Annotated in this window: 22 protein-coding genes; 12 read left to right on the forward strand and 10 right to left on the reverse strand. The window is 64.0% G+C overall.

All coding sequences use genetic code 11. From position 1 onward, the window contains the following. Positions 1 to 25 precede the first annotated feature (25 nt). A complete protein-coding gene (hrpA, locus tag AB4Y42_RS05380; protein ID WP_368693567.1) occupies positions 26 to 4,627 on the reverse strand; it encodes an ATP-dependent RNA helicase HrpA in 4,602 nt (1,533 codons plus the stop codon). A 23-nt stretch (positions 4,628 to 4,650) separates the two neighbouring features. Here hrpA and argA point away from each other — a divergent pair, with 23 nt between their 5' ends. From argA to proP, 3 genes are all read left to right on the forward strand, one after another. Further along, complete coding sequence (gene argA, locus AB4Y42_RS05385) at positions 4,651 to 6,042, forward strand: amino-acid N-acetyltransferase (RefSeq protein ID WP_368693568.1); 1,392 nt, start codon at positions 4,651 to 4,653, stop codon at positions 6,040 to 6,042. 42 nt (positions 6,043 to 6,084) lie between these two features. Then, positions 6,085 to 6,360 carry an oxidative damage protection protein gene (locus AB4Y42_RS05390; RefSeq protein WP_028204208.1) on the forward strand — a complete coding sequence of 92 codons (276 nt, stop codon included), beginning with the start codon at positions 6,085 to 6,087 and terminating at the stop codon, positions 6,358 to 6,360. Positions 6,361 to 7,014: 654 nt separating this feature from the next. Beyond that, entirely contained in the window at positions 7,015 to 8,472 is a 1,458-nt protein-coding gene (gene proP / locus AB4Y42_RS05395; RefSeq protein WP_368693569.1) for a glycine betaine/L-proline transporter ProP, read from the forward strand. Between the two features lie 68 nt (positions 8,473 to 8,540). Here proP and AB4Y42_RS05400 read toward each other — a convergent pair whose 3' ends face one another. The 5 genes from AB4Y42_RS05400 to AB4Y42_RS05420 all read right to left on the reverse strand — a co-directional run bounded on the left by AB4Y42_RS05400 (position 8,541) and on the right by AB4Y42_RS05420 (position 12,251). Continuing rightward, positions 8,541 to 9,029: a metallophosphoesterase family protein gene (locus tag AB4Y42_RS05400; RefSeq protein WP_368693570.1), complete on the reverse strand. Its 489-nt coding sequence runs from the start codon at positions 9,027 to 9,029 to the stop codon at positions 8,541 to 8,543. Between the two features lie 41 nt (positions 9,030 to 9,070). After that, positions 9,071 to 9,445, reverse strand: a complete 375-nt coding sequence (locus tag AB4Y42_RS05405) for a cupin domain-containing protein (protein WP_368693571.1) — start codon at positions 9,443 to 9,445, stop codon at positions 9,071 to 9,073. A 10-nt stretch (positions 9,446 to 9,455) separates the two neighbouring features. Further along, positions 9,456 to 10,859 (reverse strand): FAD-containing oxidoreductase, encoded by a 1,404-nt coding sequence (locus AB4Y42_RS05410; protein WP_368693572.1) that lies wholly within the window; start codon positions 10,857 to 10,859, stop codon positions 9,456 to 9,458. A 327-nt stretch (positions 10,860 to 11,186) separates the two neighbouring features. Further along, a complete protein-coding gene (locus tag AB4Y42_RS05415; protein WP_133181516.1) occupies positions 11,187 to 11,396 on the reverse strand; it encodes a hypothetical protein in 210 nt (69 codons plus the stop codon). Between the two features lie 240 nt (positions 11,397 to 11,636). After that, a complete protein-coding gene (locus AB4Y42_RS05420) occupies positions 11,637 to 12,251 on the reverse strand; it encodes a glutathione S-transferase family protein (protein ID WP_110388677.1) in 615 nt (204 codons plus the stop codon). A gap of 433 nt (positions 12,252 to 12,684) precedes the next feature. Between AB4Y42_RS05420 and AB4Y42_RS05425 the strand changes: the two genes are divergently transcribed. Both AB4Y42_RS05425 and AB4Y42_RS05430 read left to right on the forward strand, forming a co-directional pair. Then, complete coding sequence (locus AB4Y42_RS05425; protein ID WP_042264780.1) at positions 12,685 to 12,933, forward strand: hypothetical protein; 249 nt, start codon at positions 12,685 to 12,687, stop codon at positions 12,931 to 12,933. 468 nt (positions 12,934 to 13,401) lie between these two features. Beyond that, positions 13,402 to 13,674, forward strand: a complete 273-nt coding sequence (locus AB4Y42_RS05430) for a hypothetical protein (protein WP_028204216.1) — start codon at positions 13,402 to 13,404, stop codon at positions 13,672 to 13,674. 651 nt (positions 13,675 to 14,325) lie between these two features. Here AB4Y42_RS05430 and AB4Y42_RS05435 read toward each other — a convergent pair. Further along, positions 14,326 to 14,862, reverse strand: a complete 537-nt coding sequence (locus AB4Y42_RS05435; protein WP_368693659.1) for a YfbU family protein — start codon at positions 14,860 to 14,862, stop codon at positions 14,326 to 14,328. Positions 14,863 to 14,988: 126 nt separating this feature from the next. Here AB4Y42_RS05435 and AB4Y42_RS05440 point away from each other — a divergent pair, with 126 nt between their 5' ends. Next, the gene (locus AB4Y42_RS05440; protein WP_368693573.1) at positions 14,989 to 16,140 is read left to right on the forward strand and encodes a helix-turn-helix domain-containing protein; all 1,152 of its coding nucleotides are present in this window, start codon (positions 14,989 to 14,991) and stop codon (positions 16,138 to 16,140) included. A gap of 58 nt (positions 16,141 to 16,198) precedes the next feature. Here AB4Y42_RS05440 and AB4Y42_RS05445 read toward each other — a convergent pair whose 3' ends face one another. Beyond that, positions 16,199 to 18,028: a hypothetical protein gene (locus AB4Y42_RS05445; protein WP_368693574.1), complete on the reverse strand. Its 1,830-nt coding sequence runs from the start codon at positions 18,026 to 18,028 to the stop codon at positions 16,199 to 16,201. 681 nt (positions 18,029 to 18,709) lie between these two features. Between AB4Y42_RS05445 and AB4Y42_RS05450 the strand changes: the two genes are divergently transcribed. The 6 genes from AB4Y42_RS05450 (at position 18,710) to AB4Y42_RS05475 (ending at position 22,549) form a co-directional block, all read left to right on the forward strand. Beyond that, positions 18,710 to 19,381 carry a hypothetical protein gene (locus AB4Y42_RS05450; RefSeq protein WP_368693575.1) on the forward strand — a complete coding sequence of 224 codons (672 nt, stop codon included), beginning with the start codon at positions 18,710 to 18,712 and terminating at the stop codon, positions 19,379 to 19,381. Beyond that, the gene (locus AB4Y42_RS05455) at positions 19,374 to 19,673 is read left to right on the forward strand and encodes a hypothetical protein (RefSeq protein WP_368693576.1); all 300 of its coding nucleotides are present in this window, start codon (positions 19,374 to 19,376) and stop codon (positions 19,671 to 19,673) included. The genes AB4Y42_RS05450 and AB4Y42_RS05455 overlap by 8 nt, the downstream gene beginning before the upstream one ends. 26 nt (positions 19,674 to 19,699) lie before the next feature. After that, positions 19,700 to 20,329 carry a helix-turn-helix domain-containing protein gene (locus AB4Y42_RS05460; protein WP_368693577.1) on the forward strand — a complete coding sequence of 210 codons (630 nt, stop codon included), beginning with the start codon at positions 19,700 to 19,702 and terminating at the stop codon, positions 20,327 to 20,329. Continuing rightward, positions 20,245 to 21,300, forward strand: a complete 1,056-nt coding sequence (locus tag AB4Y42_RS05465; RefSeq protein WP_368693660.1) for a tyrosine-type recombinase/integrase — start codon at positions 20,245 to 20,247, stop codon at positions 21,298 to 21,300. The genes AB4Y42_RS05460 and AB4Y42_RS05465 overlap by 85 nt, the downstream gene beginning before the upstream one ends. Before the next feature lie 38 nt (positions 21,301 to 21,338). Continuing rightward, positions 21,339 to 21,701 (forward strand): hypothetical protein, encoded by a 363-nt coding sequence (locus AB4Y42_RS05470; protein WP_368693578.1) that lies wholly within the window; start codon positions 21,339 to 21,341, stop codon positions 21,699 to 21,701. 71 nt (positions 21,702 to 21,772) lie between these two features. Beyond that, positions 21,773 to 22,549, forward strand: coding sequence for a hypothetical protein (locus AB4Y42_RS05475; protein ID WP_368693579.1), 777 nt, complete (start codon positions 21,773 to 21,775; stop codon positions 22,547 to 22,549). Between the two features lie 80 nt (positions 22,550 to 22,629). Here AB4Y42_RS05475 and AB4Y42_RS05480 read toward each other — a convergent pair whose 3' ends face one another. Next, positions 22,630 to 23,367: a hypothetical protein gene (locus AB4Y42_RS05480; protein ID WP_368693580.1), complete on the reverse strand. Its 738-nt coding sequence runs from the start codon at positions 23,365 to 23,367 to the stop codon at positions 22,630 to 22,632. A gap of 59 nt (positions 23,368 to 23,426) precedes the next feature. Further along, positions 23,427 to 24,452: a hypothetical protein gene (locus tag AB4Y42_RS05485; protein ID WP_368693581.1), complete on the reverse strand. Its 1,026-nt coding sequence runs from the start codon at positions 24,450 to 24,452 to the stop codon at positions 23,427 to 23,429. Positions 24,453 to 24,668 lie beyond the last annotated feature (216 nt).

Raw genomic sequence — 24,668 nt, forward strand, 5'->3', positions numbered from 1 at the left:
CCACTGTTATGGCCCGCAATGCGCTTTATCGCTGCATTGATTCCCATACCTTGTGGAGACGCTTGACCGAGACCGGCATCGGCGTGCGCAATTCCTGCGCGAAGAGCGAGATGCGCAGCTCTTCGAGCAGCCAGCGGAATTCGGAGAGACGCGGATCGAACACGCCGCCGCGCTGCGAGAGCGCACGCTGATACTGCTGCGCGAGCGGCTGGAATTCGGCGGCCTGGCGCGCGTCGCGCGCGGGGTCGGCGCGCAGCTTGTCGATGCGCAGCGCGACGCCCTTCAGATAGCGCGGGAAATGCACGAGCTGCGCATAGGGCGTCTCCAGAATGAAGCGCTTGCTGATGAGCGCGTCGACCTGCGCCTGCATGTCCGCGGCTGGCGCGCCGAAGGCCTTGGCCTGCACGAGCTTCTTCGCCAGCGACGCATATTCGGCAAGGATCTGCCCCACCAGACGCGCGATTTCCTGCGCGAGCAGCGAGAGACGTCCGCGGCCTTCGTCCTTGCGTGCGTGGAAACTCGCGTCGTCGTCGGGCAGCGGGTCTTGCAGGCAGGCGCGGTCGAGCGCGAGTTCGACCAGCTGGTCGCGCAGTTCCTCCTGCGTGGCGCGCGCCATGAACTGCATCGCCATCTCGCGCAGACCCGGCAGGTTCTTCTCCAGGTAGCGGATCGGCTCGCGCAGCTGCAGCGCGAAGAGCCGGCGCAGCCCGGCGCGATGGATGCGCGCGGCCTCCTCCGGCGAATCGAACACTTCGACGTCGCAATGCGTGCCGCGATCGACGAGCGCCGGATAGCCGAACAGCGTCTGTCCGCCGCGGCGGATTTCCAGCAGCTCGGGCAGCTTGCCGAAATTCCACGTCGTGAGGTTTTCGTAGAGCGCCGTGGCAGGCGCGGCGTCGCCCGGCGAGGCCGTGTGCGGCGCATTGCTCTTCTGCGGCGCGTTGCCGGTCGCATCGCGCCCGATCTGAGCGTTCTGCGGTGCCTCACCGCCCTGCGCGTGCGTTTCCAGCGCCGCGAGCGCCGTCGCGCTCGCGAGCTTCTGGAATTGCTGCTGCGCCTGCGCGCCGAGCTCGGCGCGCAGCTGCGCGAGGTTGCGGCCCATCGCGAGCTGGCGACCGTGCTCGTCGATCACCTTGAAGTTCATGAAGAGGTGCGCGGGCAGCGTCTCCAGCTTGAAGTCGGCTGACTTCAGGGCGATCTGCTTTTGCTCGCGCACGTCGGCGATCAGCGCGTCCAGCAGGCCGCCCGCGCCGAAGCGCTCGCCGCCCACGCGCTCCGCGAAGCCGGCCGCGTATTCGGGCAGCGGCACGCAGTGGCGGCGCAGCTTCTGCGGCAGCGACTTCAGCAGCAGTTGCGCCTTCTCCTTGAGCATGCCCGGCACGAGCCATTCGCAGCGGCGCGCATCGACCTGGTTGAGCGCGTAGAGCGGCACCGCGAGCGTCACGCCGTCGCGCGGCGAGCCCGGCTCGAAGTGATACGTGAGCGCCATCGCCACGCCCGACATCGTCATGCGCTTCGGGAACAGTTCGGTCGTCACGCCCGCCGCCTCGTGGCGCATCAGGTCGTCGCGAGAGAGGTACAACAGACGCAGCTTGTCCTCGGGCTCGCCGCCCTTCCTCACCTCGTCGCGATACCAGCGCTCGAACGACGCGCCCGAGTAAATGCCTTCGGGAATCGCCTGATCGTAGAAGCCGTAGATCAGCTCATCGTCGACCAGCACGTCCTGGCGGCGCGACTTGTGTTCCAGTTGCTCGATATCGGCGAGCAGCTTGCGGTTGTGCGCGAAGAACACGAGCTTCGTGTCGAATTCGCCTTCCACGAGCGCGCCGCGAATGAAGAGTTCGCGCGCACGCGCCGGGTCCTGCCTGCCGAACGCCACGCGCCGGCGTTGATAGACCGGCAGGCCATACAGCACGCCACGCTCGAACGCGCTCACCTGCGCCGCGCGTTTTTCCCAATGCGGCTCGGAGAGCGACGTCTTCAGCAGATGCGCGCCGACCTTCTCGAGCCACTCGGGTTCGATCTTCGCGATGCAGCGCGTGTAGAGGCGGCTCGTCTCGACGAGTTCCGCGGCCACCACCCAGCGCCCCGCCTTCTTCACGAGCGCCGAGCCCGGCCACAGATGGAACTTGATGCCGCGCGCGCCGAGGTAATGCGGCTCGTCGTCGGCCTTCAGGCCGATATTGCCGAGCAGGCCCGTGAGCAGCGCGTGATGGATCTGCTCGTAGGTCGCATCCGATTCGTTGATGCGCCAGCCATGCTCGCGCACCACCGTCAGCAATTGCGAATGCACGTCGCGCCATTCGCGCAGACGCAAGTGGGACAGGAAATTCGCGCGGCACGCATCGAGCAGCTGCCGGTTGGACTTCTTGTGCGCAACGGCCTCTTCGAACCAGGCCCAGATCTTGAGCCACTGGAGAAACTCGGAGCGCTCGTCGGCAAAACGGCGATGCGCCTGGTCCGCCTGCTCCTGCGCTTCGATCGGCCGGTCGCGCGGATCCTGCACCGAAAGCGCGCTCGCGATGATCAGCACTTCGCGCAGCGCCTGCTCGTCGCGTGCGCCGAGAATCATGCGGCCCACGCGCGGATCGAGCGGCAGGCGCGCGAGTTCGCGGCCGAGCGGCGTGAGCGCGTTGTCGTCGTCCACGGCGCCGAGTTCATTGAGCAGCTGGTAGCCGTCGGCGATCGCGCGGCCCGGCGGCGGCTCGATGAACGGGAACGTCTCGATCGCCGTGAGATGCAGCGACTTCATGCGCAGAATCACGGCGGCGAGCGACGAGCGCAGGATTTCCGGATCGGAAAAGCGCGGCCGCGCGATGAAATCCGCTTCCTCATAGAGCCGGATGCAGATGCCGTCCGCGACGCGCCCGCAACGGCCCGCGCGCTGGTTCGCCGCCGCCTGCGCAATCGACTCGATCTGCAACTGCTCGACCTTGTTGCGATACGAATAGCGCTTCACGCGCGCGAGGCCCGTATCGACCACGTAGCGGATACCCGGCACCGTGAGCGACGTTTCGGCCACATTGGTCGCGAGCACGATGCGGCGCGCGTTCGACGGCTTGAAGACACGCTCCTGCTCCTGTGCGGACAGCCGCGCGAACAGCGGCAGGATTTCCGTGTGCGGCGGATGATGCTTGCGCAGCGCTTGCGCGGCGTCGCGAATCTCGCGCTCGCCGGGCAGGAACACGAGCACGTCGCCGGAGCCTTCGCGGCAGAGTTCGTCGACGGCATCGACGATGGCTTCCATCAGGTCGCGGTCGGTGTCGCGTTGCGACTTCGCGCCTTTTTCACGGCCGGTCGTGCCCTGCGCGGCCTTCACCGCCGGGCTGTCTTCCTGCACCGGGCGATAGCGCACCTCGACGGGATACAGCCGCCCGCTCACCTCGATCACGGGCGCGGGCTGCTCCTCGCTGCCGAAGTGGCGCGCGAAGCGATCGGCGTCGATGGTCGCCGACGTCACGATCAGCTTGAGGTCGGGCCGGCGCGGCAGAATCTCCTTCAGATAGCCGAGCAGGAAGTCGATGTTCAGGCTGCGCTCGTGCGCCTCGTCGATGATGATCGTGTCGTAGGCCTTGAGCAGCGGATCGGTTTGCGTCTCCGCGAGCAGAATGCCGTCGGTCATGAGCTTGACCGAAGCGCCCGGCGAGAGATTGTCGGTGAAGCGCACCTTGTAGCCGACCACTTCGCCGAACGGGGTATTGAGTTCGTCGGCGATGCGCCGCGCCGTGGCCGAAGCCGCGATCCGGCGCGGCTGCGTATGACCGATCAAACCCGTGCCGCCCGCGCCGAGGCCGCGGCCCAGCGCGAGCGCGATCTTCGGCAACTGCGTGGTCTTGCCCGAGCCCGTTTCGCCGCTCACGATCACGACCTGATTCTGCGCGATCGCACGCGCGATTTCTTCGCGGCGGCCGGAGACCGGCAGCGCTTCGGGGAACGTGATGGGCGGAACCTTGTTCGGCTCGACGTTCGTGCGTGATGCACGCGGCGGACGCTCCTGGCGTTCGGCGCGCGGCGGACGTTCATGCTCGCCTTCGTTGCCGGCGCGCGGCGCGTGTTCGGATTTCGGCTTTGCGGGTCGCTGCGGATTCGGTGGGTTCTGCACTTGCGCCTGCTTCGGAGGCTGCTGCGCGCGCGGCGGTTGATTGCGCGGCGCCTCGGCGCGCGCCTCGCGCGATTCGTTGGAGCGATCTCGCGGCGCGTTTCGCTGCGCCGGGCGTCGATCGTCGCGCGCCTCGCGCGGCCTGGCCGGCTGCGCGGCGCTGCGCTCCGTGCGCGGTTCGCCTCGCGATGGCGATTGTGACGGCGGCGCGGCTTTCGTTTCGCTTCGCTGCTCAGGGCGTTGATCCGGGCGCTGCTCCGCGTGCGGCGGCGTCTGCTGTTGAGGCTGTGGTTGCGTCTGCGTCTGCGGTTGCGGTTGCGTCTGCTCCGCACGCTTGTCCTGCACGCGCGCGCCGCCCAGCGCGCCGCCGCCCATCAGCGCGGCAAGCTTGTCCGTCGACGCGAGCTTTTGCCCGTCGCCATACTTCTGCGACGCGCTTTTCGCTTTCGCGCCGTCCTGCGCCGTTTCCTTCCCGGCCGGGGTGTTGCTGCCCTGCGCCGAGGCAGGTCTTTTGGGTACATTCGACATGGGGGCGCATTATAATCCCGGGCATGAATTCCCAAACCGACCTCGTCCCCGCCACCGCCAGCGCGCCGGCCTCCGCCGCCGCTGCGGATTCCGACTCGCAGATCATGGCGCAGCACGCGCAGTTCGTCGACTGGATGCGTTCGGTCGCGCCCTACATCCACGCGTTCCAGGGCAAGACGTTCGTCGTCGGTTTCGGCGGCGAGGTCGTGCACCAGAACCTGCTCAACGCGCTCGTCGCCGACATCGCGCTGCTGCAGGCCATGGGCATCCAGATCGTGCTCGTGCACGGCTCGCGCCCGCAGGTCGAAGAGCAGATGAGCCTGCACGGCGTCGAGTCCGAGTTCTCGCACGGCATGCGCATCACCAATGCCCGCGCGCTCGAATCGGCGAAGGAAGCGGCCGGTGAAGTGCGTCTCGACATCGAGGCCGCAATCAGCCAGGGGCTGCCGAACACGCCGATGGCGCACGCGCACATCAGCGTGGTGTCGGGCAACTTCGTCACGGCACGGCCGGTCGGCATTCTCGACGGCGTGGACTTCCAGCATACGGGCGTGGTGCGCAAGATCGACGCCGATTCGATCCGCCACTCGCTCGCGAGCCGCAAGCTCGTGCTGCTCTCGCCGCTCGGTTTTTCGCCCACGGGCGAGGCGTTCAATCTGTCGATGGAAGACGTCGCCTCGGCGGCGGCCATCGCGCTGCGCGCCGACAAGATCATTTTCCTCACGGAAACGCAGGGCCTGATCGACGAGGAAGGCGAGCTGATCCGTGAAATGTCGCTCGACGACGCCTACAAGCTGCAGGAAGGCGGCACCGTGCTCGGCGACGAGGGCTTCTACCTGAAGCACTCCATTCGCGCCTGCCGCGGCGGCGTGGGCCGCGCGCACATCATTCCCTACGCGCTCGACGGCGGCTTGCTGCTCGAACTGTTCCTGCACGACGGCGTGGGCACCATGATCTCTTACGAGAATCTGGAAAGCCTGCGCGAAGCCACGCCTGACGACGTCGGCGGCATTCTCACGCTGATCGAGCCGCTCGAATCCGACGGCACACTCGTGCGGCGCGGGCGTCACCAAATCGAGCGCGACATCGACCACTTCTCGGTGATCGAGCACGATGGCGTGCTGTTCGGCTGCGCGGCGCTTTATGCGTACTCGCAGGAGCGCATCGGCGAAATGGCGTGCCTCACGGTCTCGCCCGAAGCACAGGGCTCCGGCGACGGCGAACGCCTCTTGCGCCGCATCGAGCAGCGTGCACGGGCACGCGGCCTCACGCGCATTTTTGTGCTCACCACGCGCACCGAACACTGGTTCCTGAAGCGCGGCTTCGTCAAGGCAACGGTCGACGACCTGCCCGAAGACCGCCGCCGCCTCTATAACTGGCAGCGCAAATCGCTCGTGCTGATGAAACAGCTCTGAGCGCGCCGCCACCCACACATACGACTACAGGAGAAGCACAGCATGGCCCGTATGATCCAATGCGCGAAGCTCGGCAAGGAAGCCGAAGGCCTCGACTTTCCGCCGCTGCCGGGCGAGCTCGGCAAGCGCATCTACGAAAACGTCTCGAAAGAAGCATGGCAGCAGTGGCTCAAGCAGCAGACCATGCTCATCAACGAAAACCGCCTGAACATGGCCGATCCGCGCGCGCGCCAGTACCTGATGAAGCAGACCGAGAAGTTCTTCTTCGGCGAAGGCGCCGACCAGGCTTCGGGCTACGTGCCGCCGACCGAAGGCTAACGCCTTCCGCTGCGTGCCGGGATCTGTCCCTGAGGCGCACAAACAGAGCAGATTGCCCTGCAAAAACCGCGCCCCCGGCGCGGTTTTTTTATGCGCTTCATGGCTTTCCGGGCCGCGGAAACGGTTCCATCGAAACGGCGCAATCCCCCGCCCCATGGGGCTTCCAGCCCGCGCCCCGAATCCCCGCAGATGCCGGGGTTTGCGCGATCTTCCGTTATCGTGCTAACATGTGGCCTCGTTCAACAGGCATTAGCCATCAACTGCATTTGGAACGGCACCCCAAAACGCCAGTATCCCGAATGCGCATATGACAAAAGGAACGCTCCGCGACGCGGGCTTCTTTTTCGTTTCAGCGGCGCTTTGACCAGGCAACCCCAGGCACCCCATGCCGGTCCAGCGTCCTCATGCGACCTGCCCCCCATCCACGGCCACGCAGGCGCAACGTTAACCACAATTTGTCCGAGTGTCGTTTCGCGACACTTCAGCATTGCTTTCGTGCGCCGCTCGCCTTGTGCGATGCACCATCGGCCCGCCCTCGTCTCTGACGCAACGTGGCGTGCCGTGCGCGAAATGTCGCCGCTATCGCGAAACGGTACTCTCCGGCAACCGTGGCGGGCCCACGTGGGTTCGTCGCAGTCATTGGAGATGCAGACCTTGACCGCTTCCACTTCCGGCGCGTCGGCCCAGACCGACCTCACCCTCGACGACATCACGATCGTCGATAAAAGCCTCCTCAAACGCGCCGTCGGCGCCATGGCGCTCGGCAATGCCATGGAATGGTTCGACTTCGGCGTGTACAGCTACATCGCCGTCACGCTCGGCCAGGTGTTCTTCCCGTCGAGCAGCCCTTCGGCGCAGCTCATCGCCACGTTCGGCACGTTCGCGGCCGCGTTCCTCGTGCGCCCGATCGGCGGGATGGTGTTCGGGCCGCTCGGCGACCGCATCGGTCGCCAGCGCGTGCTCGCGATGACGATGATCCTGATGGCCTGCGGCACCTTCGCCATCGGCCTGATTCCCTCGTACAAGTCGATCGGCATTGCCGCGCCGGCGCTGCTGCTCGTCGCGCGTCTGGTTCAGGGCTTCTCGACCGGCGGCGAATACGGCGGCGCGGCGACCTTCATCGCCGAATTCGCCACCGACAAGCGCCGCGGCTTCATGGGCAGCTTCCTCGAGTTCGGCACGCTGATCGGCTATGTGTTCGGCGCGGGCACCGTTGCCGTGCTGACCGCCGTGCTTTCGCACCAGCAGCTGCTCGACTGGGGCTGGCGCGTGCCGTTCATGATCGCGGGCCCGCTCGGCCTCGTGGGTCTCTATATCCGCATGAAGCTCGAGGAAACGCCCGCGTTCAAGCGCGAAGCGGAACTGCGCGAAGCCGAAGAGCACACGCGCCCGAAGCTCACGCTGCATTCGCTCCTCACGCAGCATCTGCGCCCGTTCCTGCTGTGCGTGGGTCTCGTGCTGATCTTCAACGTGACCGACTACATGGCGCTCTCGTATCTGCCGAGCTACCTCTCGGCGACGCTGCACTTCAACGAGACGCACGGCCTCTTCCTCGTGCTGATCGTGATGGTGCTGATGATGCCGATGACGCTCGCGTTCGGCCGCCTGTCCGACGCCGTGGGCCGCAAGCCCGTGATGCTCGCGGGCTGCGTGGGCCTGATCCTGCTGTCGATCCCGTCGCTCACGCTGATCCAGACGGGCGCGCTCGTGCCGGTGTTCTTTGGTCTCCTGATTCTCGGCGCGCTGCTCTCGTGCTTCACGGGCGTGATGCCCTCGGCGCTGCCGGCGCTGTTCCCGACCGCGATCCGCTATGGCGCGCTCGCCATCGGCTTCAACGTATCGGTGTCGCTGTTCGGCGGGACCACGCCGCTCGTGGCGGCATGGCTCGTCGAGCACACGCAGAACCTCATGATGCCCGCGTACTACCTGATGGGCGCGGCCGTGATCGGCATCGTCTCGGTGCTGGCGCTGCATGAAACAGCGCGCCGCCCGCTGCCGGGCTCGGCGCCGAGCGTGAGCACCAAGGCGGAAGCGCACGCGGTACTGCGCGGCGTGCGTCTCGCGCGCGAACTCGACGAGGAATACGCCGTCGCCAACGCCGTGCGTGCCTGATACGGCACCACTGAAACGCAAAAAGGCCAGCTTCGTGCTGGCCTTTTTTCTTGTGCGCCCGCTTGGGGCTATTCGACGAGCTTGACGTGCTCCACGTCCAATGCGCCGTCGCGGCCGACAGTCAGCATCGCCGCCGAGATCGGCAGTTTGAAGCGGCGCGGTCCGGCGCTGCCGGGGTTCGCGTACAGCACGCCCTCGCGCGTTTCGAGCGCGGGCTTGTGCGAATGGCCGCTCACGACCACGGCAATGCCATCGGCGGCGGGATCCCCCTGCAGGTCGGGCAGTTCGTGGATCACGGCAAGCCGGACCCCACCCAGCGCGACGGTGGTCTGCACCGGCAACGCCTCGGCCCACGCGCCATGATCGTTGTTGCCGCGCACGGCGGTGAGCGGCGCGATGGCGGCGAGCGTGTCGAGCACGCGCTGATCGCAGATGTCGCCCGCATGCACGATGGCGTCCGCGCCCTCGACGAAGGCGAGCAGCTCCGGACGCAGCAGATTGTGCGTGTCGGACACCAGGGCGATACGTAGCGGAGGTAGCGGATGTTTCGCGGACATGACGTTGCGCTTCGGTTGAATACTGCCGATTATCGCCGCGCTCACGCCTCGCCGTCGCCTTCCCCAGGCGCTGCGCCGATATACACCGCGAGCCACACGCTCGGCACCGTCGGATCGGTCCACGACACGCGATGCCGGCAGTGCGCCGGAATGTGCACACAGTCGCCGGGCAGCAGGCGTCGCGGCGGCTCTGCCGGGTCCTCGAATTCCAGCGTCGCCGCGCCGGCGAGAAGCGCCACCCATTCCTCGCGCGCGTCGTCGTACCAGAAACCCGGCGGGCTCGCCTGGCCCGTGGAGACGATGCGCTCGATGAGCACGCCGTCGCGAGAAACGAGCGTATCGAAGCGCTCCTCATTGGCGTCGCTGTCGATGCCTGCGAAGAGATTGCTGAATGCGGCGGTGTCCGGTTCGTTCATGCCAATGCGCTCATTCGAGAGGTTTCAAGCCGTCGAGCAAGGTCGGCACCAGCTCGCTCACGGTCGGGTGGATGTGCATCGCGTATTGCAGCGTCGTATACGGCGCGTCGGCCGTCATCGTGTCGATGAACGTATGGATCGCCTCGTCGCCCTCGATGCCGAAAATCGCCGCGCCGAGAATCCGTTGCGTCTGCGGGTCCACCAGCGCCTTCATGAAGCCGTCCGTCTCGCCGCGTTCGCGCGCGCGGCCCACACGCGACATCGGCATGGTGGCGATGAGCGCGGGTTTGGCGCGCTCGCGCACCTCGCGCTCGCTCATGCCGACGCGCGCGAGCGGCGGATCGACGAACACCGCGTAGGCGGGAATGCGGGTGTCGGCGCTGCGCGCCTTCCCGTCCAGCAGATTCGCCGCGACGATCTGAAAGTCGTCGTATGAAGTGTGCGTGAACGCGCCGCGGCCATTCACGTCGCCGAGCGCCCAGACGCCCTCGACGCGCGTGCGCAACTGGCCGTCCACGGCGATGAGCCCGTGGGCGTCGCGCTCGATACCCGCGGCGTCCAGCCCCAGATCGTCCGTGTTCGGCAGGCGCCCGGTCGCAAAGAGCAGATGCGAAACATCGAGCGGGCCGGTGTCGAGCGCGATGCGTACGCCCGCCTGGCCATCGAGCGGCGCGACGCTGCGCGGCTCTGCGCCAAAGCGAAATTCCACGCCTTCGCGCGCGAGCACGTCCTGGACCGCGCGCGAATAATCCGCGTCCTCGCGCGCGAGCACGCGCTGCCCGCGCACGAGCACCGTCACGCGGCTGCCGAAGCGGCGGAACATCTGCGCGAATTCGAGCGCCACGTAGCTGCCGCCGCAGATCGCCAGATGCTCGGGCAGCTGCTCCAGCGCGAGCAGCGTCGAGTTGGTCTCGTAGCGGATCGTCTCGACGCCGGGAATGGCAGGAATCAGCGCGCGCGTGCCCGTGTTGATGAAGATCTCGGGCGCTTCGAGATCGACCTGCGCGCCGTCGTGCGCCGCCACGCGCACCGTGTGTGCGCCCGTGAAGCGCGCGTGCCCCTTGAATACGCTGACGTTCGGCGCGTGGCGCAGCCACTGCTCGACGCCATCGCGCGACGCCCCGATGATGCGCTCCTTGCGCGCCTTCACGAACGCGAGATCGACGCGCACGTCGCCCGGCTGCGCGCCCTTGCCGATCTGCACGCCGAAGTCCGCCGCATGGCGCGCGACGTGCGCGGCACGCGCGCAGGCGACATACGCCTTGGTCGGCGTGCAGCCCACGTTCACGCAGGTCCCGCCGAATGACGCGCGCTCGATCACCGCGGTCTTGCGGCCGCTCTTGCCGAGCCGCACCGCGAGAGGCGGGCCGCTCTGCCCCGTGCCGATCACGATCGCATCGAAACGTTGTGCCATGCCGCTCTCCTTTGCCGTTGACGCGAGTTGAGCCGCGAGTCGCGAAAGGCGGCCGATCGCGCCATCTTACGCGCGACAAATGGCCACCGCGCGCAGCGTGATGCTGCGAATCGGGTACGCATCGGTGTGTATTGCGGAGGGAAACGAGCGCGCAAAAAAAGAGCCGCCTCGCACGTCGAGGCGGCTCACAGGGTGACGCTACAACAGCAAACGGGCGAAGCCGCTGCGCGTCAGGGGGATCGTCGAACGCACGGCGCGCTTGCGTCAGGCGTTCGGTGTGATGGGCAATTCAGTCGTTAAGGTTTTGGGGAAACTCAGTGCGTGCCATCAGTGCACGCAATCGGTGGCCGCACATTCTCCGTGGCCCGCGTTCCAAAGTTCGCGCGAGCGCAGGAATGCGGCGCGCGCGCCGCGCGTCGCCATCATCAGTCCGACTTGCCCCATGTTGAAGTCGTGCGACACCATCAGCTGCATCAGGTCCACCATCGGCAGGACCAATGCTGGCTGATATAACTGTCGTTCGATAAAGGATTTCATGACCGCTCCCGCTGCATGCCCCGCGTCCTCCTGACGCAAGGTCATTCGATGGTTGTCATTCTAGGAATGCAGCGTGCGCGGATAAATGGGCCGCCCGCGAAGTCACTTGTCGAAAATTGCAAACAATCGACCCGGATGCGGAGGCAGAGGGCGCGGCGGCGCGCCCGCCGTGCCCGCCGGGCATCGCGCGCGGCCGCGCCACACGGTGCTTTGCACGAATGCTGGCCGCGCGGACGCGCTTCAGTCGAGGGGCGTCGCGACGAATTCCGGCAGCGTCTCGGCGCGCGCAGAAAGCGCGGCGATCGCCGGATATCGGGCGGGATCAGCGCAGCCAGGCAGCATGTACTGGTTGAAACGCCACGCAACGGCCGCGGTGATGTCGGCCTGCGTGATGCGGCCCGCGCACAGCCAGCCGTCGCGGCCCGCGACGAGCTGGTCGAGCACAGCCCAGGCGGCATGCATCTGGGCGTTCACGCGCTCGAACCACGGCTCGTGCTGGCGCTCGGCGGGGCGCAGCTGGCGCTCATAGACCTGCTGCACCGTCTTTTCCATGGCCGCGAGCGCGAAGCCGTTCACGCGCAGCGCGAAAGTCCGCTCCTGCGTCTCCTCCGGCATCAGCCGCCGCGCGGCGGGCACTTTGCGGTCCAGGTAGTCGAGGATCAGCGTCGAGTCGATCAACTGGGTGCCGTCGTCGTCGATGAAGGTCGGCGCCTTCACGACGGGATTGATCTGGGCAAATTCGTCGTACTGCCGAAATACCGAAATGCTGCGGTGCTCGAACTCGAGCCCGAGCACATGGAGCGAAATCGCGACGCGACGCACATAGGGGGAGTCCATCATGCCGATCAACTGCATGGGTTCACCTCGCACAGAAAAAAGGGATCGGACGTCGATCTTGCAGGAAGCTCTATCGCATTTCAAGACACGTTGAGTCCACCCGGATCGGCGTCGTGGCGACGCGGCGCGTTGTGCAAAAACACACCGTGTCGATGTGCCACGTCGGGCTCGCCGCACAACGGGGCTACATTTGTTAGCAGACGTCGAATCTGACGCGGCGCGGCATTGTTGCAACGCAGCGCCCCGCCCTGCGTACCGGCGCTTTTTTACCGTGCCGCGCTGCTTAAGGCGCAGCGGTGCGCGCGGTGCAAGCGAAGGATGCCGAAGCATTACGCAGACCGCATGAAAGCGGGTTTTTGCGCGCCACATGTGCTGCAGTGCATCGCCGGGAAACTCCTGGATTCGGACGCCGAACGGCTGAGATAGTCTCAATGCACAAGGAGACGAAATCATGAGACAGGCATTCAATGTTGGTGTTGTCATCGTCCTCGCCCTCCTCCTCGCGAATCGTGCCATGACACGTGTGCAGGCCCACGAGGCTGGCTCGCTTACCTGTGCCCAGGGCTCCGCACTCGTCAAGGCCGAAGCACTCGTGCGCGGTTTCGGCGAACGCGGCGCGAGCGCTCAGAGCGAAAACTTCCTCTCTTCCTGTCTCGTTTCGGGCCAGGGTCAAGTCGGCGACCTGATCGCCCACGACTGAGCGCCCTGCGCGCCGCGACCGCCCTGGCGCGTTTCGCGGTTCGGGCGCCGTTCAACGGCGCGGCGCGTGGTACTCCCAGGGTCGCTTGCGGCGCCACCGCCGATGCGCGCTCGTGACGAACCCGCAACGCCGTACATCATCCGGCTGAACCGGCTACACGCCCGCCGCCGCGGACCACCCTGGCCGCGGCCGCCCCGATTACCCGCCAGAAGTGAACGCCTCGCCGCGCGTCACACACGGGCGTCGCCCCGGGCGCCTGTACCGGTAAATTCACGCGCTGCCTGCTGGAAACCGGCTCGCCCGTGGCCGCCAGGTGGGCGAAGTTCGCCGCCACACTCCCCGAAATCGATACCCGCGCTGGTGCGGCTCGATCGCTCCCGCGCGACGACGCCAGCGCCAAGGCGCACCGACGCGGGTTGCCAATGTCCCGGGTTGGCGGCGAGAATGCTCGCGGACCACGGAGAATCTATGAAAGGTTGCATCCTGTTGTTTGGAGTCAGCATGCTGGCGGCGTGCACATCGGTGACGGCCGTCAATTCGAGACAGGATGGCCATCTCACCGTCACGAGCCGCGCGCGCTGGGATCTGGTTTCGTGGAACCACGTGCGCGCAGCCGGGCTCAGCGAAGCCGAAGACTACTGCGAGAAACAGAAGAAGCAGTTGCACACGGTCGAGATCCACAGCGAAGGCCTGCGCGGCGTGACGTCCCAGACAGTAGAAGTCATCTTCGACTGCATCTGATGGGGGCCGCACTGTCTTCTCGCTCATCCGCGCCAAACGGGCGTTGCAGCCCGTTAGCGCGCTGTTGCAGACGAAATTGCTCGCGATAGCGCAATAGTTTGTTGTCGTTCACCCTGATACTCAAAACGCATGACAGCGCTAAACTGACGATACATTTTGTTACGTTTAGGGCCGAGTCACATGTTGACCGCATTCTTCATCGCTTGCCCGTTTGGCATCGCGGCATTGTTCGGATTCGCAAGGCTGATCAATCCGCTGACGGGGAAGATCGGTAATCGTTGAGTGCGCAAGCGCCTTGTTGCGGCGCAGCGCCCGGCCGATCCTCGCGCCGCCATTCTGCGCGGCTGCTGCGGGTTTTTCCCGCCCTCTCCTGTTTTTCCCTTCGCCGTAGCCAGATCTCTTCGTGCGCCCCCGCACGGATTTAGCCATGCCAATAAAAAACCCGCGAAGCGTCAAGCCATCGCGGGTTCTCGGAATCCAGTGCAATTCACTGGAACAACATCTGGTGCGGGGACCGGACTCGAATATCGGCCTATTAGCCTTTTGCAGCCGGCATTGGCCAGACACCTCGCCCAGCCATACCAACAGAAATACCAACAAAGCATTCAGGTGCCCATCGGCGCCGATGTCCAGAGCGAAACGCAGAAGTAATCAGGCGCCCCTGCGGGTAAGGATGCTGATCAGCTGGTCGGCAGACAGGTCCGCGGGGCCGAGGTCGGCCCGGATGCCATCGAAGATTTCGAGCATCTGCCTGTGACGCCCGATGCTGGGCATATGCGAGTTAAACGCACGTCCCTTGAAATTCGTAAAGCGATCGAGCTTTTCGACGAGGAAACGGGCAATCGACATGTACTCTGTCTCGTTATTTCCGTCGAAACCCTCAAACCTCGGCGGCGCAAATGGCGCTGCTTCGGCATCCACGCGAGCCTTGCCACCGGCGGCCAGATTTGCGTAGCCCCGTTCGACGAACGTCCACATATCGAGCACGTCCGCGACAAATGAGACTTCGGGCGGGGTAGGTTCTCTGCCGCCATCCCCGAAGAGCCCCGGATATTGCCATTCGATCCCCCAAAGATGGTCGTCGAGTATCGCGTCCTTCACGAACGCGGCATCGACCTCCCCGTTCATCTTGAGGTGTTCCTGAATCTCGCAAAGCATGATTGTGATCAGCTTCTCGGCGTTCGACATCTTCACGGGTATCTCCGATGACGTGATGGAGCACTAATTGTACGGCACGGGAAATTCGTCGCCGGCTGCGCGAATTCAGCCGTGCTGTAATATCGCGCCGAGTCCTCTCCACCATGGAACCGACCGATGCTCAGTAAAGCCGACCTGCGAGTCGTAACCTTCGCCGACCTTCAGGCGCTCAAAGACAACCAGATCCCCGAATCGCACACGCTCGACTACAAGCGCGACTTCCCGTTCGACAGGGACGCGCGCACAAACCTGGCTGCAGACGTCGTTGCTTTCGCTAACACACGAGGCGGCGACTTGATCCTGGGTGCGGATGAGCAAGGCGGTGTCATCACCCAGTTCAAGCCGATTAAGCTCGAGGACAAAGACGAGGCGCTACTCACGCTGCAGTCCGCGCTGACCGACCTCATCGAGCCCAAGATTCCCGGCCTGCACCTCGTGGCTATCGACGTGCCGGATGGCGGCCATATTATCGTTGTGCGCACTCCGCCGAGTTTTCAGGCGCCGCACCGCGTACGCAAAAACGGTGTTTTCTATTCTCGAACCTCGACCGGCATCGATCCGATGGACATCACGACACTACGCAGCGCTTTTCTTCAAAGTGCAACGGCGAGCGAGAAGGTGCGCGAGTTTCGGGAAGAGCGCATCGCCGGACTGCGTCAACGGCCGCTATCGGCGCCTCTGCGGAAGGGAGCTGTTGGGGTGCTGCAGATTGTTCCAATGGCTTCCATCCTTGGATCAATGAATTTTTCTATCGGCAATCTGCACGGTGTGGCGCAATACCTGCGACCGCCTTTGGCTTCGGGTGTCTGGGGCTCTCGCATCAATCTGGACGGGGCCATGAGCATCTCGGCGGTTGACGAGACGTTCTCCTATACGCAGCTTTTCAGGAACGGGAGCATCGAGACGGCAATGCCCGTGCAAGGAAGCCACTCACCAGTGGCGTGGGTTGGAGAATTCGAAAATGCACTCGTGAAGGAACACCATCACGAGGCACTCATCGAAGCTCACACAAAGCTTGGAGTTGAAGGCCCCGCGTTCGTGATGCTCTCTTTCGTTGACATCGGGGGAGCACCTCTGGAAGGGGGCAACTCCATGCTGACGGCAATCCACGGCGGCCCGGCAGTGGTGCCCGCATACCACACGAACCTCTACCTGCCCGAGCTTTTCGTGGAGTCGTTTGTCGCGTCCTCTTCCGATATCTACGGCCCGCTGTTCGACATGGTATGGAACGCGGCTGGGCGGCACGCGCGGCCTGCGCAGGGACGGTAGTGGGGCGCCGTCAAGGTCGTTTTCTGACGGCACCAGTTAGCAGATTGAGTGTTTACATCTACGTCGTCGATGGGCCGCGATCGCGACGCACCGCGTACACCCGCATTCCCTCGCGGAGCTTTGCTCCGCCTTCGGTGCGCGGGAAGCCGGCTTGATCATCGGCCGTCGCGGATTGGACCTCCGCGTTATTGACGCGGATCGACGGCACGGACACCTCCTCGAAGTAGATTGGCCCTTCGATGGCAAGCGTGTCGCCAACATTGACCGTACCGCTCTCAATGACGACACCAAACGCATTTTTCCAGACGTGGGCGACGGTGCCGATGTACTCGTAGTGGGCCGGCACAACGCCGATACGCTTGCTCGCATACAGCAGAGGCATAACGTCGCTCGAAGTCCAATTCCAGCGACGCATGTTGACGATGATTCGATACAGGTCGAACGATGTCATCAGGCCGAGCCCAGTTTCGTCCGCGATCGTGAGCAGTTCCGTGCGGAACGGCATGGCGTTGTCGCGCTCGAGTGGTGGCATATACCGCTCGTGATTGATGATCGACAATCCCTGAACTTCAGGATTTTTTGATTCCCTGGCGCAAATGAGGGCGTGCTTGTCTGCCTGCGTGGCATCTTCATCGCTTGGGCGACCGCCGATACCCTTGATATCGACTACGAGCACCGGGTTACGATCTTCGATGCGCAGATCCTCACGCCTACTCTGCCCGGCTTTGTCGCGGAGCTCGTCGACGTCCACGACGGCGGTGAACCCTATCTCAGCTAATGTCCGCTTCACCGCGTTCACGAGCTCGTCGCCTGTCGCGGTAAGGAGGTCGTGAATCCATCCGTTTGCCGCTTGCTCCGCCGCGACCTGATCATCCAGCGCAGCAATAGCGGCACGCGCCTCCTCTTCTATACGCGTCTTCTCACGACGCAGCTCGGCAACTCGACGGAGCTCGTATTCGGGCTGGTGCGTCCACGCGCCGGTCGTTATGCCTGGAAACAGGTTCGGCAGATACTCCGGCAGCACACTGGTCAGAAGCTCATCAACAAACCCTGCTTTGTCTGCTAGCTGCGGCACGACCAGAGCGACAAGTCGCCCTTCCTTTTCCAGGGACGCCGCAACGCATTCGCCAAACTTGTTGACCGCCAAAGCTTCCCATTCGTCGCCTTGCCCCCGTACCTTGAGCGTGCAGGTAAATTCACTGCCCGGCAGGTGCCGCCCGATCAATCTTCCAAGGCTGGACTGCCCCTCCGCGGTCATCACGGAGCCGCGATCGTCGAAAACGCCTAAATTTTCGAGCGGGTGGGCCAGGTTCCAAACACTGAGATTGACCTGTGGTCCTGGCCTCAGATTATTTGCGTAGGCAATCGACGCCATTGTGGCTTCGTGTTGTTGAGCGTAGTCCGCGAATATAACGATAAGCCCTCCTTGCCTGAGGATTCTGTTAAATGTCTGCTGCTCGCGAAGTCCCGTAAGCCCCCGATTGTCGATGTAACCCAGATCTCTCTTTACCCAGACGTCGGCTTCCTCGTTTGGCGCATGCTTTTCACCGTCCGGCCCCTGCGCAAATTTCCCGAATGCGAAGTCCGCAATAACAATGTCGGACTCACTGTGTCCTGACAGAAACTCGTGATTGATTACGGGTGCATAGCCGGATGCCTTCTCGACTTCGTACGGACGTCCGAGCGTGCCGACGACGATATCGGCCCACTTCGATGCGACCGCGTTGACAACGTCGGAATCGAGGTCCAAAAGGAGAAGCTTTGGCTTGCCCTGTTTCGCGGCCCCGGCGCCGTCAATTTGCTCATCCGGTCCACTGGCTTCGATTGCATGTCGCCGTGCTTTTGCGGTTGCGGGACCTGCGTTCTTTTCTTTCGAGCGGAAAATCATTTTGCAGTCGGTCACTATGTGGGGACCGTCCATTATTGCCGAAAATGCTTACGGGCTAGCACGATGCTTCTCGCGTACGGTAGCGGGCCACAAGCCGCAGAAAATAACGCGTTTCGCTTGACCTCTGAACTATGCGGCCCTATTCTGTAATCGTCGCTGAGACAACAGCGACCGGGCCTGGAAACCCGAACGAACACAGGCGGACGAACCGCCACAAGGCGGTATTTTTTCGTCCGTAGTATCATTGCGCGCCCAGTTTATGGGCGGGCCGTGGTGGGGAGGCGTTCGCGCCTGCCGGTACCTGTGTTCCGGTTTTCCAGCCCCGCCACGTGCCTGCCCACCTCGTCTGGAAACGAATGGGTAGGCCCCTGCAAAACACAGGAGTCCATACCATGGCTCGCAATGCACCTGCTCGTTCTGAGCAAACTCTCATTCCCCCACTTCACGCAGGCGACCGCGTTCGCAACTTGGGTGCGACCCGGGTTGGCGTGGCCGTAAGGGTGTATCCGAAAGGCTCTGCTGCCGTACGCTGGGACGATGCCCCGCTGCCGCCAGGGAGACTCGCACACGAAAGAGTGCCGCGCGATCTGCTGGCGGTGCTCGAGCCACTCGAGACGAACGGGCACGTTCGCGTGATATGCATGCGCGCGCTGCGCGAAGCCGCAATGGCGCCGACGGTCTATGACGCGCTCGACGTTGCAGGCGAAGCACTCCGCCAGCTGGCTGGCCTCGCACGCGCAGGGGTGCAACATGGTTGAGCTCAAGCACACGCCGGGCCCGTGGCGCGCGGCGGAATGGAGTTGCCACGCCGCAACGACCGTCCTGGTCGACGACCCGTCGATCGTTACCGGAAAGCGCGTGATCGCTGAGTGCGACGCGGAAGACGACGCACAAGTGATTGCCGCATTGCCCGAGTTGGTCGACGCAGCGCTTGCCGCCGAAGCAGTTCTCGCACGCGGTCGCTGGCTGGAGGGCTCGCCCGATCCCGAAGCCGTCGCGCTGTACAAGCTGCGCGCAGCGATCGCGAAGGCAACTGAGTTGCGCCAGCCGTACGCAGGCCCGTTGCCGCTAGCAAACCAATCGCTGGCGGCCGGTGTCGAGCACGCTGTCTCACTGCTCTGCCGGTGGCAGGAGTGTGGCGAAGCCGGCATGCACGCGGCTGAGCCGATGCGCGAACTGTTCGCCGCTCTGGCGTCCTGCTCTGGGCTGGCGCGCGATGGCCTGCTACAGACAATCGGCGCATTCCTGCTGCTTACGCTCGAGGGCACGCCCCCGATCGTCGACGGATGGGATGCGGAGAAGGAGATCGAGCACTGGGGTGTTCCTTTCGACGACGAGGTGCAACATGGCTGACGTAACCTTCCCCGATGTCGCGACGATTCTCGACTGGGATCCGCACGCGATCGAGCTGACGAACCACTCCTGCATCACACTGCGACGCGCAGCGTCGGCCATTGAAACGATCGCGAGGCTCGTCAACAACAGCATTCTCGAGGACGGCAACGACGAACCGGTCGCGCTCAGCCGCAAGTCGCAGAGCGGACTGCTCGATGCGCTCGAGCTGATCGCGACTGCCATGAATTACGAAGTGGAGCTCGTCGACAAGCAAACGGCGCAGCACCGCTGCGAATCCCCCAACAAGTGAAGGTGCAACGATGCGGAAGGCGCAGCATGGATGAGATCGACGACGTGGTGAAGCGCCTTCGGCGACGCGCAGCACGTGGCGGCAATGAGACTGAGTCGCTCAACTACAGAGCCGCCGCTAACGTCCTTGCCCGATTTCAGCGGGAGCGCTGCAAGACGGCGAGTGACGAGCAGTCAAACGCCGAGCCGACAGTGAGCACACGGGCACCGCTTGAGCAGAACTCGACGGTGCACGTTGTGTTACTCGAACGGGAACCCGTTGACTCGATGGCCGGCAGTCAGGAGGCGCAGGATGCTGCCGTGCCCGAGAGCCCGCCTCGCGTGCCCGCGATCACGGAGCGCGCCCTCACCCTGAAGGAGGCAGCCGAGCTGCTCCACGTATCGTACTGGACCATCTACGAGCACCGCATCAGCCTCGGGTTCTTCAAGGTGGGCGGCGTATGGCGCGTGTGGCCGGACAAGCTGAGAGAAGCGACCGCGTCGACGAATTCGCCCCAACCGGCACCCGCCGAAAAGGAGAACAAGCCTTGCCCATCTACAAGCGCCAAGGCTCCGATGCCTGGCACCTCGATATCCGCACGCCAGGCGGCAAACGAATTAGACAAACTGCTGGCACAACCGACCGTAAGCAGGCGCAGGAGCTCCACGACAAGATAAAGCACGAGCTCTGGCGATTTGCGAAGTTCGGCGAGCGGCCCTCGCGCACGTTCGACGAGGCGGCGCTGCGATTCCTGCAGGAGAGCGCGGGCGAACCGGACTATGCGAACAAAGTGCTCCACCTCCGGCACTTCCGCCGGCACTTCGCCGGGCGAGAGCTCGAGTCGCTCACGCGCGACGAGATCTTCACGGCGCTGCCCACGGTCAACCAGCGCACGCGCGAGCCGAGGCCGATTTCGAAGGCGACAAGAAACCTGTACCTGTCGACGATCCGCGTCATGTTGAACACGGCCCTCAAGGATTGGGAGTGGGTCGAACGCGTGCCCACCCTGCCGGCAATTCCGGGCAATGTGAAACGCATCCGCTGGATCACGCGCGCAGAAGCGCAGCGCCTGCTCGAGGCCATCAGCACCGACTGGATGCGCGACGTGGCAATGCTGGGTTTCGCGACGGGCCTGCGGCAGGCCAATCTGCTCGGGCTCGAGTGGTCACAGATCGACCTCGTAAAGCGCCGGGCGTGGATCCACGCCGATCAGGCCAAGGCGCGGCGGCCGATTGGCGTGCCGCTGAACGCCGAAGCGGTCGACGTTATCCGCCGCCAGCTCGGCAAGCACAATACCTACGTGTTCACCCGGAAAGGCGAGCCGGTGCTGAAGTGGGATATCGGGCAGTGGAATCGCGCAGTGGAGCGCGCCGGTATCGGGCATTTTCGCTTCCACGATGTGCGGCACACGTGGGCGTCGTGGCACGTGCAGAGCGGTACGCCATTGCCACGGCTGATGGAGCTGGGCGGCTGGTCGAAATACGAAAACGTGCTTCGCTACGCCCACCTCGCGCCGGATCATCTCGCGCCGCACGCCGACGCGGTCACGATATGGGCTCAGGACGGCTCGGGAAGCGTGGACGTGGCCGAGATAGGACCCGGGTACGCGGAAGCCGCTGGCGGCGCGCCGGATAGGCTTTCTGCCTGAATCCTGCTAAGTTTGCTCATCCTTTTGGGGAGACCACAATGAAAACGATACTTAACGTCGCAATTCTGTGCGGTGCCGTTGCAGTTTCCGGCTCGGCATTTGCAAACTGCTTCGGTGGCCCGAACATGCAGACGTGCAATGACTCGAGCGGCAACTCGTACACCGTCAACCGGACGGGCAGCATGACCACGGTCAACGGCTACAACGCACAGACCGGCAACTCGTGGAATCAGACGTCGAACACGTACGGCAACACGACGCAGATCAACGGCGCTGCTGCGAACGGGCAGCACTGGAACGAGACGATCCAGAACTATGGCAATGGCAACCGGTCGGTCTACGGCACCGATTCACGCGGCAACGCCTACAGCCACTACTGCACTTCGTACGGCTGCAACTGATCTGCTGGGCAAACGCCTGATGGCAATTTGCCCATAGCGCTTTCCGCATCTTCCACCCCTGGACCTGCGACATGGTCGAACCAATCACAACAGCTCTGACAATCGCGGGCGTCACCGACGCCGTGAAGGATTTCGCAAAAGATCAATTGAAGGGCGCCGTTGGCGACTTCCTCAAGGACACGGCGATAGCCCGGTTAAGCACGATTCGTGCGGATTGGTTCCTTGCGGCATTCGTCGACGAGGTTCGCAAGGAAGCAGACGTCAAAACAGTGTCTGCCAACCTCAACGATCTGTTGAGGGCGATTGCAAGGGACGAAAAGCGCACCAGTGCACTGTTCGATGCGTACAGGCGGGTCGCACTCTCCGCGAGCCACGAGATTGGCCCGCAAGTGATCGGCATGCTGGTCGCGCGCATCCTCCTTCAGGATCGCGACGCAACTGACGAGGAAGAGCAGATATTCGAAGCCGCTGAATCGATGAACGACAGAGATTTCGATCGATTTTTCCGGTGGATGGAGTATGTGCGCGAGGAGCCTTCTTATGTCGAGTTGCTCGCGTCATGGTCGACAGGAGAGTACGGGGGGCTACAGGCCGCGATCATGGTTCGGGGTACGACGGGGCCTGATCTGGACTTCGTCGATCTCCACCAGCACATGCCCGATGCGCCCTTTAACCTCTATCGAGAGGTCGGGCCGTTCGCCGTGAAACTGGTGAATTGTGGGCTGCTGGAAGAATCGGCGCAGACGCGTGGCACTCCTCGGGACCAGAAAGGAACCAACTACTACATCCTTGTTGCGCGAGCGTGCGAAGACTTCTATCAACTGGCGACGCGCGCTCGTCGCGGGTGAAGACGTTCGGCGACTCGTCTCGCTGGGTCGCCGGATGGAGGCCAAGTCGGCTCAGTACGCTCGGCACTGAGCCGTGCTGGTCAGGCGTACTCGAAGACGATGATCGCGCCCTGCGAGCCGTTGAAGCCGGTCGCCACTCCGGAATTTGCGCCGTTGATCGTGCCTGCGCCACCTGCGCCGAATCCGGTCCCTGCCGAGATGCGACCGCCAGAACCCCACGGCGTCGAGCCGCCTTTGGGTTGAAAAAACAGACCAGATCCAACGGGTGCATCATCGCCACCCTCACCGTAAGAGCCATACAGCACGCCACCGGAAAGGACCCCGCCAGCTGCGCCGGCTGCGACGACTGACGATGCAGGGCCGGCGGCGAGGCCGGCGCCGCCACCCGCGGCTGTCACGCTGGCAAAAGCGGTCGTGCCTCCGGCGTTGCCCTGACCGCCAGCGATCGCAGCGCCGCCATTGCCAATCGTCATCGCCACGCCGGAGAATCCCGAGATCATGCGTACCGCTCCCCAGGCACCCGAGCCGCCCGCGCCACCGGCGGAAACTTGGCCTGCGCCCGTGGCCGGGCACCCGCCGCCCGCACCGCCACCACCGATCAGGATTGCGATGATGCTGTTCGTGCCTGCGGTCGGCGTGTAAGTGCCGCTCACCGTGACGACCCGGAGATTGATCAGGGATCCGCTTGCTCCGCTTACCGGCGCAGCGTTCGCATTGACCTGATTGACGATGTAATTCAGGTCAGCCATCAACTGGCTTGCATCGGCGATCGTGCCGTTCTGCAGGGTGACGGGAAGATTTCCGATGATGGCTGCCATGTTTTTATCCTGATCAGAGTTGCGCAAACACTACGAATGTTTCCTGCGTTCTCAAACCCTCATCGAACGCGGCGGGCGGTGATGATGCCGTATGCGTTGGCCGTGCCACTCGCAAAATTGGCGAGTGCGGACAGAAAAACGGTCGTCGTTGTGCTTACGTTGAAGCGTTGCTTTCCAACCTGTATTGTGGATCCGCCGCCGATGATGCCGCTCGTTAGGGATACCAGGTTGTAGGCCATGTTCGGCAGAGTGGGAACTGTTGCGGATGCCGAACTCGTCCAGCCGCTTATTGCCGTGAAGTTATTCGATCCGTTGACGAAATTGACAACGCCAGTCACATCCCAGTCGCCCGCGGTCAGGGAAATCGACGTCACATTGGCCGCCGTGCTCGTGGTGAGACTGACAGCCGAACCGCTTGCAAGCGTCGCGGTAATGACTTCGCCTACACTTCCTGCGTTCGCGTTGCTTCCATTCGTTACACCGACGATATTCGGCGTGGTGATCGTGGGCGAACTCGATGTGACCGAGTTGGCAATGACGAAAGCTGTCGTGGCGATCTGCGTCGTGTTCGTCGCGAGCGCTGCAGTCGGTGCAGTCGGCGTTCCGGTGAAAGCCGGTGAGGCGAGCAGCGCATACGATGCTGCCGCGGTGCCGCCGAGCGTGGCCGCATTGATGGCCGTGTTGCACGTCCATGCACTTGCGCCGCCGCTCGTGGTCCAGTTCAGTGCGCTCGAGCTCGTGCTGCAGCTCGGCATCGACAGCGCCGCGAGCGTGGCCGCCGACCCGGTTGCGTTCCCGAGGACCGTGTTCGTAGCCGCCTGCGCCAGATTGGCGTACGTGATGCCGTTCGTCAGGCTCTGGAACGAGTAGGCCCCCGCACCGGTGCGCGTGAGAAACCCGGTGCCGGAGAAGCCGGAGATGTTGTCCAGCGCCGTGCCGCTCGCGCTTGCCGAGGCTGTGCCGCCCGAAGAAACGGCGAGCGGTGTCTGCAGCGTGAGCACGTTATAGGTCGGGCTCGGGTAGCTCTGGCCGAATGCGACCGCCGAGACAAGAAGCGTGGCCAGCGCGGCGAACAGTTTTTTCATTTTGTCATCCTGCGGAAGCGCGAGCGATTCCGGGGACGCTACTAGTGTTTCCCACGCGCGCAAATGCGCGGTGCGTGCCCGTACGCGTGCGTGACGCATATACGCGATGAGCGGACTTCGGGGTTGCGGGTTGAGGCGATCAGGAGGGGTGCAGGAATTTGCGGATTCGTAGTTTTTGCGCGTGGACGTTTTTTCGATTCGCGGATCGGAGAGCCG

This window comes from Paraburkholderia sp. EG286B, from assembly GCF_040965655.1.
Taxonomy (GTDB): domain Bacteria; phylum Pseudomonadota; class Gammaproteobacteria; order Burkholderiales; family Burkholderiaceae; genus Paraburkholderia.

Excerpts from the sequence above, each read along its gene's own strand:
- hrpA (WP_368693567.1), bottom strand. The coding sequence starts at position 4,627 with ATGTCGAATGTACCCAAAAGACCTGCCTCGGCGCAGGGCAGCAACACC.
- argA (WP_368693568.1), top strand. The coding sequence starts at position 4,651 with ATGAATTCCCAAACCGACCTCGTCCCCGCCACCGCCAGCGCGCCGGCC.
- AB4Y42_RS05390 (WP_028204208.1), top strand. The coding sequence starts at position 6,085 with ATGGCCCGTATGATCCAATGCGCGAAGCTCGGCAAGGAAGCCGAAGGC.
- AB4Y42_RS05400 (WP_368693570.1), bottom strand. The coding sequence starts at position 9,029 with ATGTCCGCGAAACATCCGCTACCTCCGCTACGTATCGCCCTGGTGTCC.
- AB4Y42_RS05405 (WP_368693571.1), bottom strand. The coding sequence starts at position 9,445 with ATGAACGAACCGGACACCGCCGCATTCAGCAATCTCTTCGCAGGCATC.
- AB4Y42_RS05410 (WP_368693572.1), bottom strand. The coding sequence starts at position 10,859 with ATGGCACAACGTTTCGATGCGATCGTGATCGGCACGGGGCAGAGCGGC.
- AB4Y42_RS05415 (WP_133181516.1), bottom strand. The coding sequence starts at position 11,396 with ATGAAATCCTTTATCGAACGACAGTTATATCAGCCAGCATTGGTCCTG.
- AB4Y42_RS05420 (WP_110388677.1), bottom strand. The coding sequence starts at position 12,251 with ATGCAGTTGATCGGCATGATGGACTCCCCCTATGTGCGTCGCGTCGCG.
- AB4Y42_RS05425 (WP_042264780.1), top strand. The coding sequence starts at position 12,685 with ATGAGACAGGCATTCAATGTTGGTGTTGTCATCGTCCTCGCCCTCCTC.
- AB4Y42_RS05430 (WP_028204216.1), top strand. The coding sequence starts at position 13,402 with ATGAAAGGTTGCATCCTGTTGTTTGGAGTCAGCATGCTGGCGGCGTGC.
- AB4Y42_RS05435 (WP_368693659.1), bottom strand. The coding sequence starts at position 14,862 with ATGTCGAACGCCGAGAAGCTGATCACAATCATGCTTTGCGAGATTCAG.
- AB4Y42_RS05440 (WP_368693573.1), top strand. The coding sequence starts at position 14,989 with ATGCTCAGTAAAGCCGACCTGCGAGTCGTAACCTTCGCCGACCTTCAG.
- AB4Y42_RS05445 (WP_368693574.1), bottom strand. The coding sequence starts at position 18,028 with ATGATTTTCCGCTCGAAAGAAAAGAACGCAGGTCCCGCAACCGCAAAA.
- AB4Y42_RS05450 (WP_368693575.1), top strand. The coding sequence starts at position 18,710 with ATGACGCGCTCGACGTTGCAGGCGAAGCACTCCGCCAGCTGGCTGGCC.
- AB4Y42_RS05455 (WP_368693576.1), top strand. The coding sequence starts at position 19,374 with ATGGCTGACGTAACCTTCCCCGATGTCGCGACGATTCTCGACTGGGAT.
- AB4Y42_RS05460 (WP_368693577.1), top strand. The coding sequence starts at position 19,700 with ATGGATGAGATCGACGACGTGGTGAAGCGCCTTCGGCGACGCGCAGCA.
- AB4Y42_RS05470 (WP_368693578.1), top strand. The coding sequence starts at position 21,339 with ATGAAAACGATACTTAACGTCGCAATTCTGTGCGGTGCCGTTGCAGTT.
- AB4Y42_RS05475 (WP_368693579.1), top strand. The coding sequence starts at position 21,773 with ATGGTCGAACCAATCACAACAGCTCTGACAATCGCGGGCGTCACCGAC.
- AB4Y42_RS05480 (WP_368693580.1), bottom strand. The coding sequence starts at position 23,367 with ATGGCAGCCATCATCGGAAATCTTCCCGTCACCCTGCAGAACGGCACG.
- AB4Y42_RS05485 (WP_368693581.1), bottom strand. The coding sequence starts at position 24,452 with ATGAAAAAACTGTTCGCCGCGCTGGCCACGCTTCTTGTCTCGGCGGTC.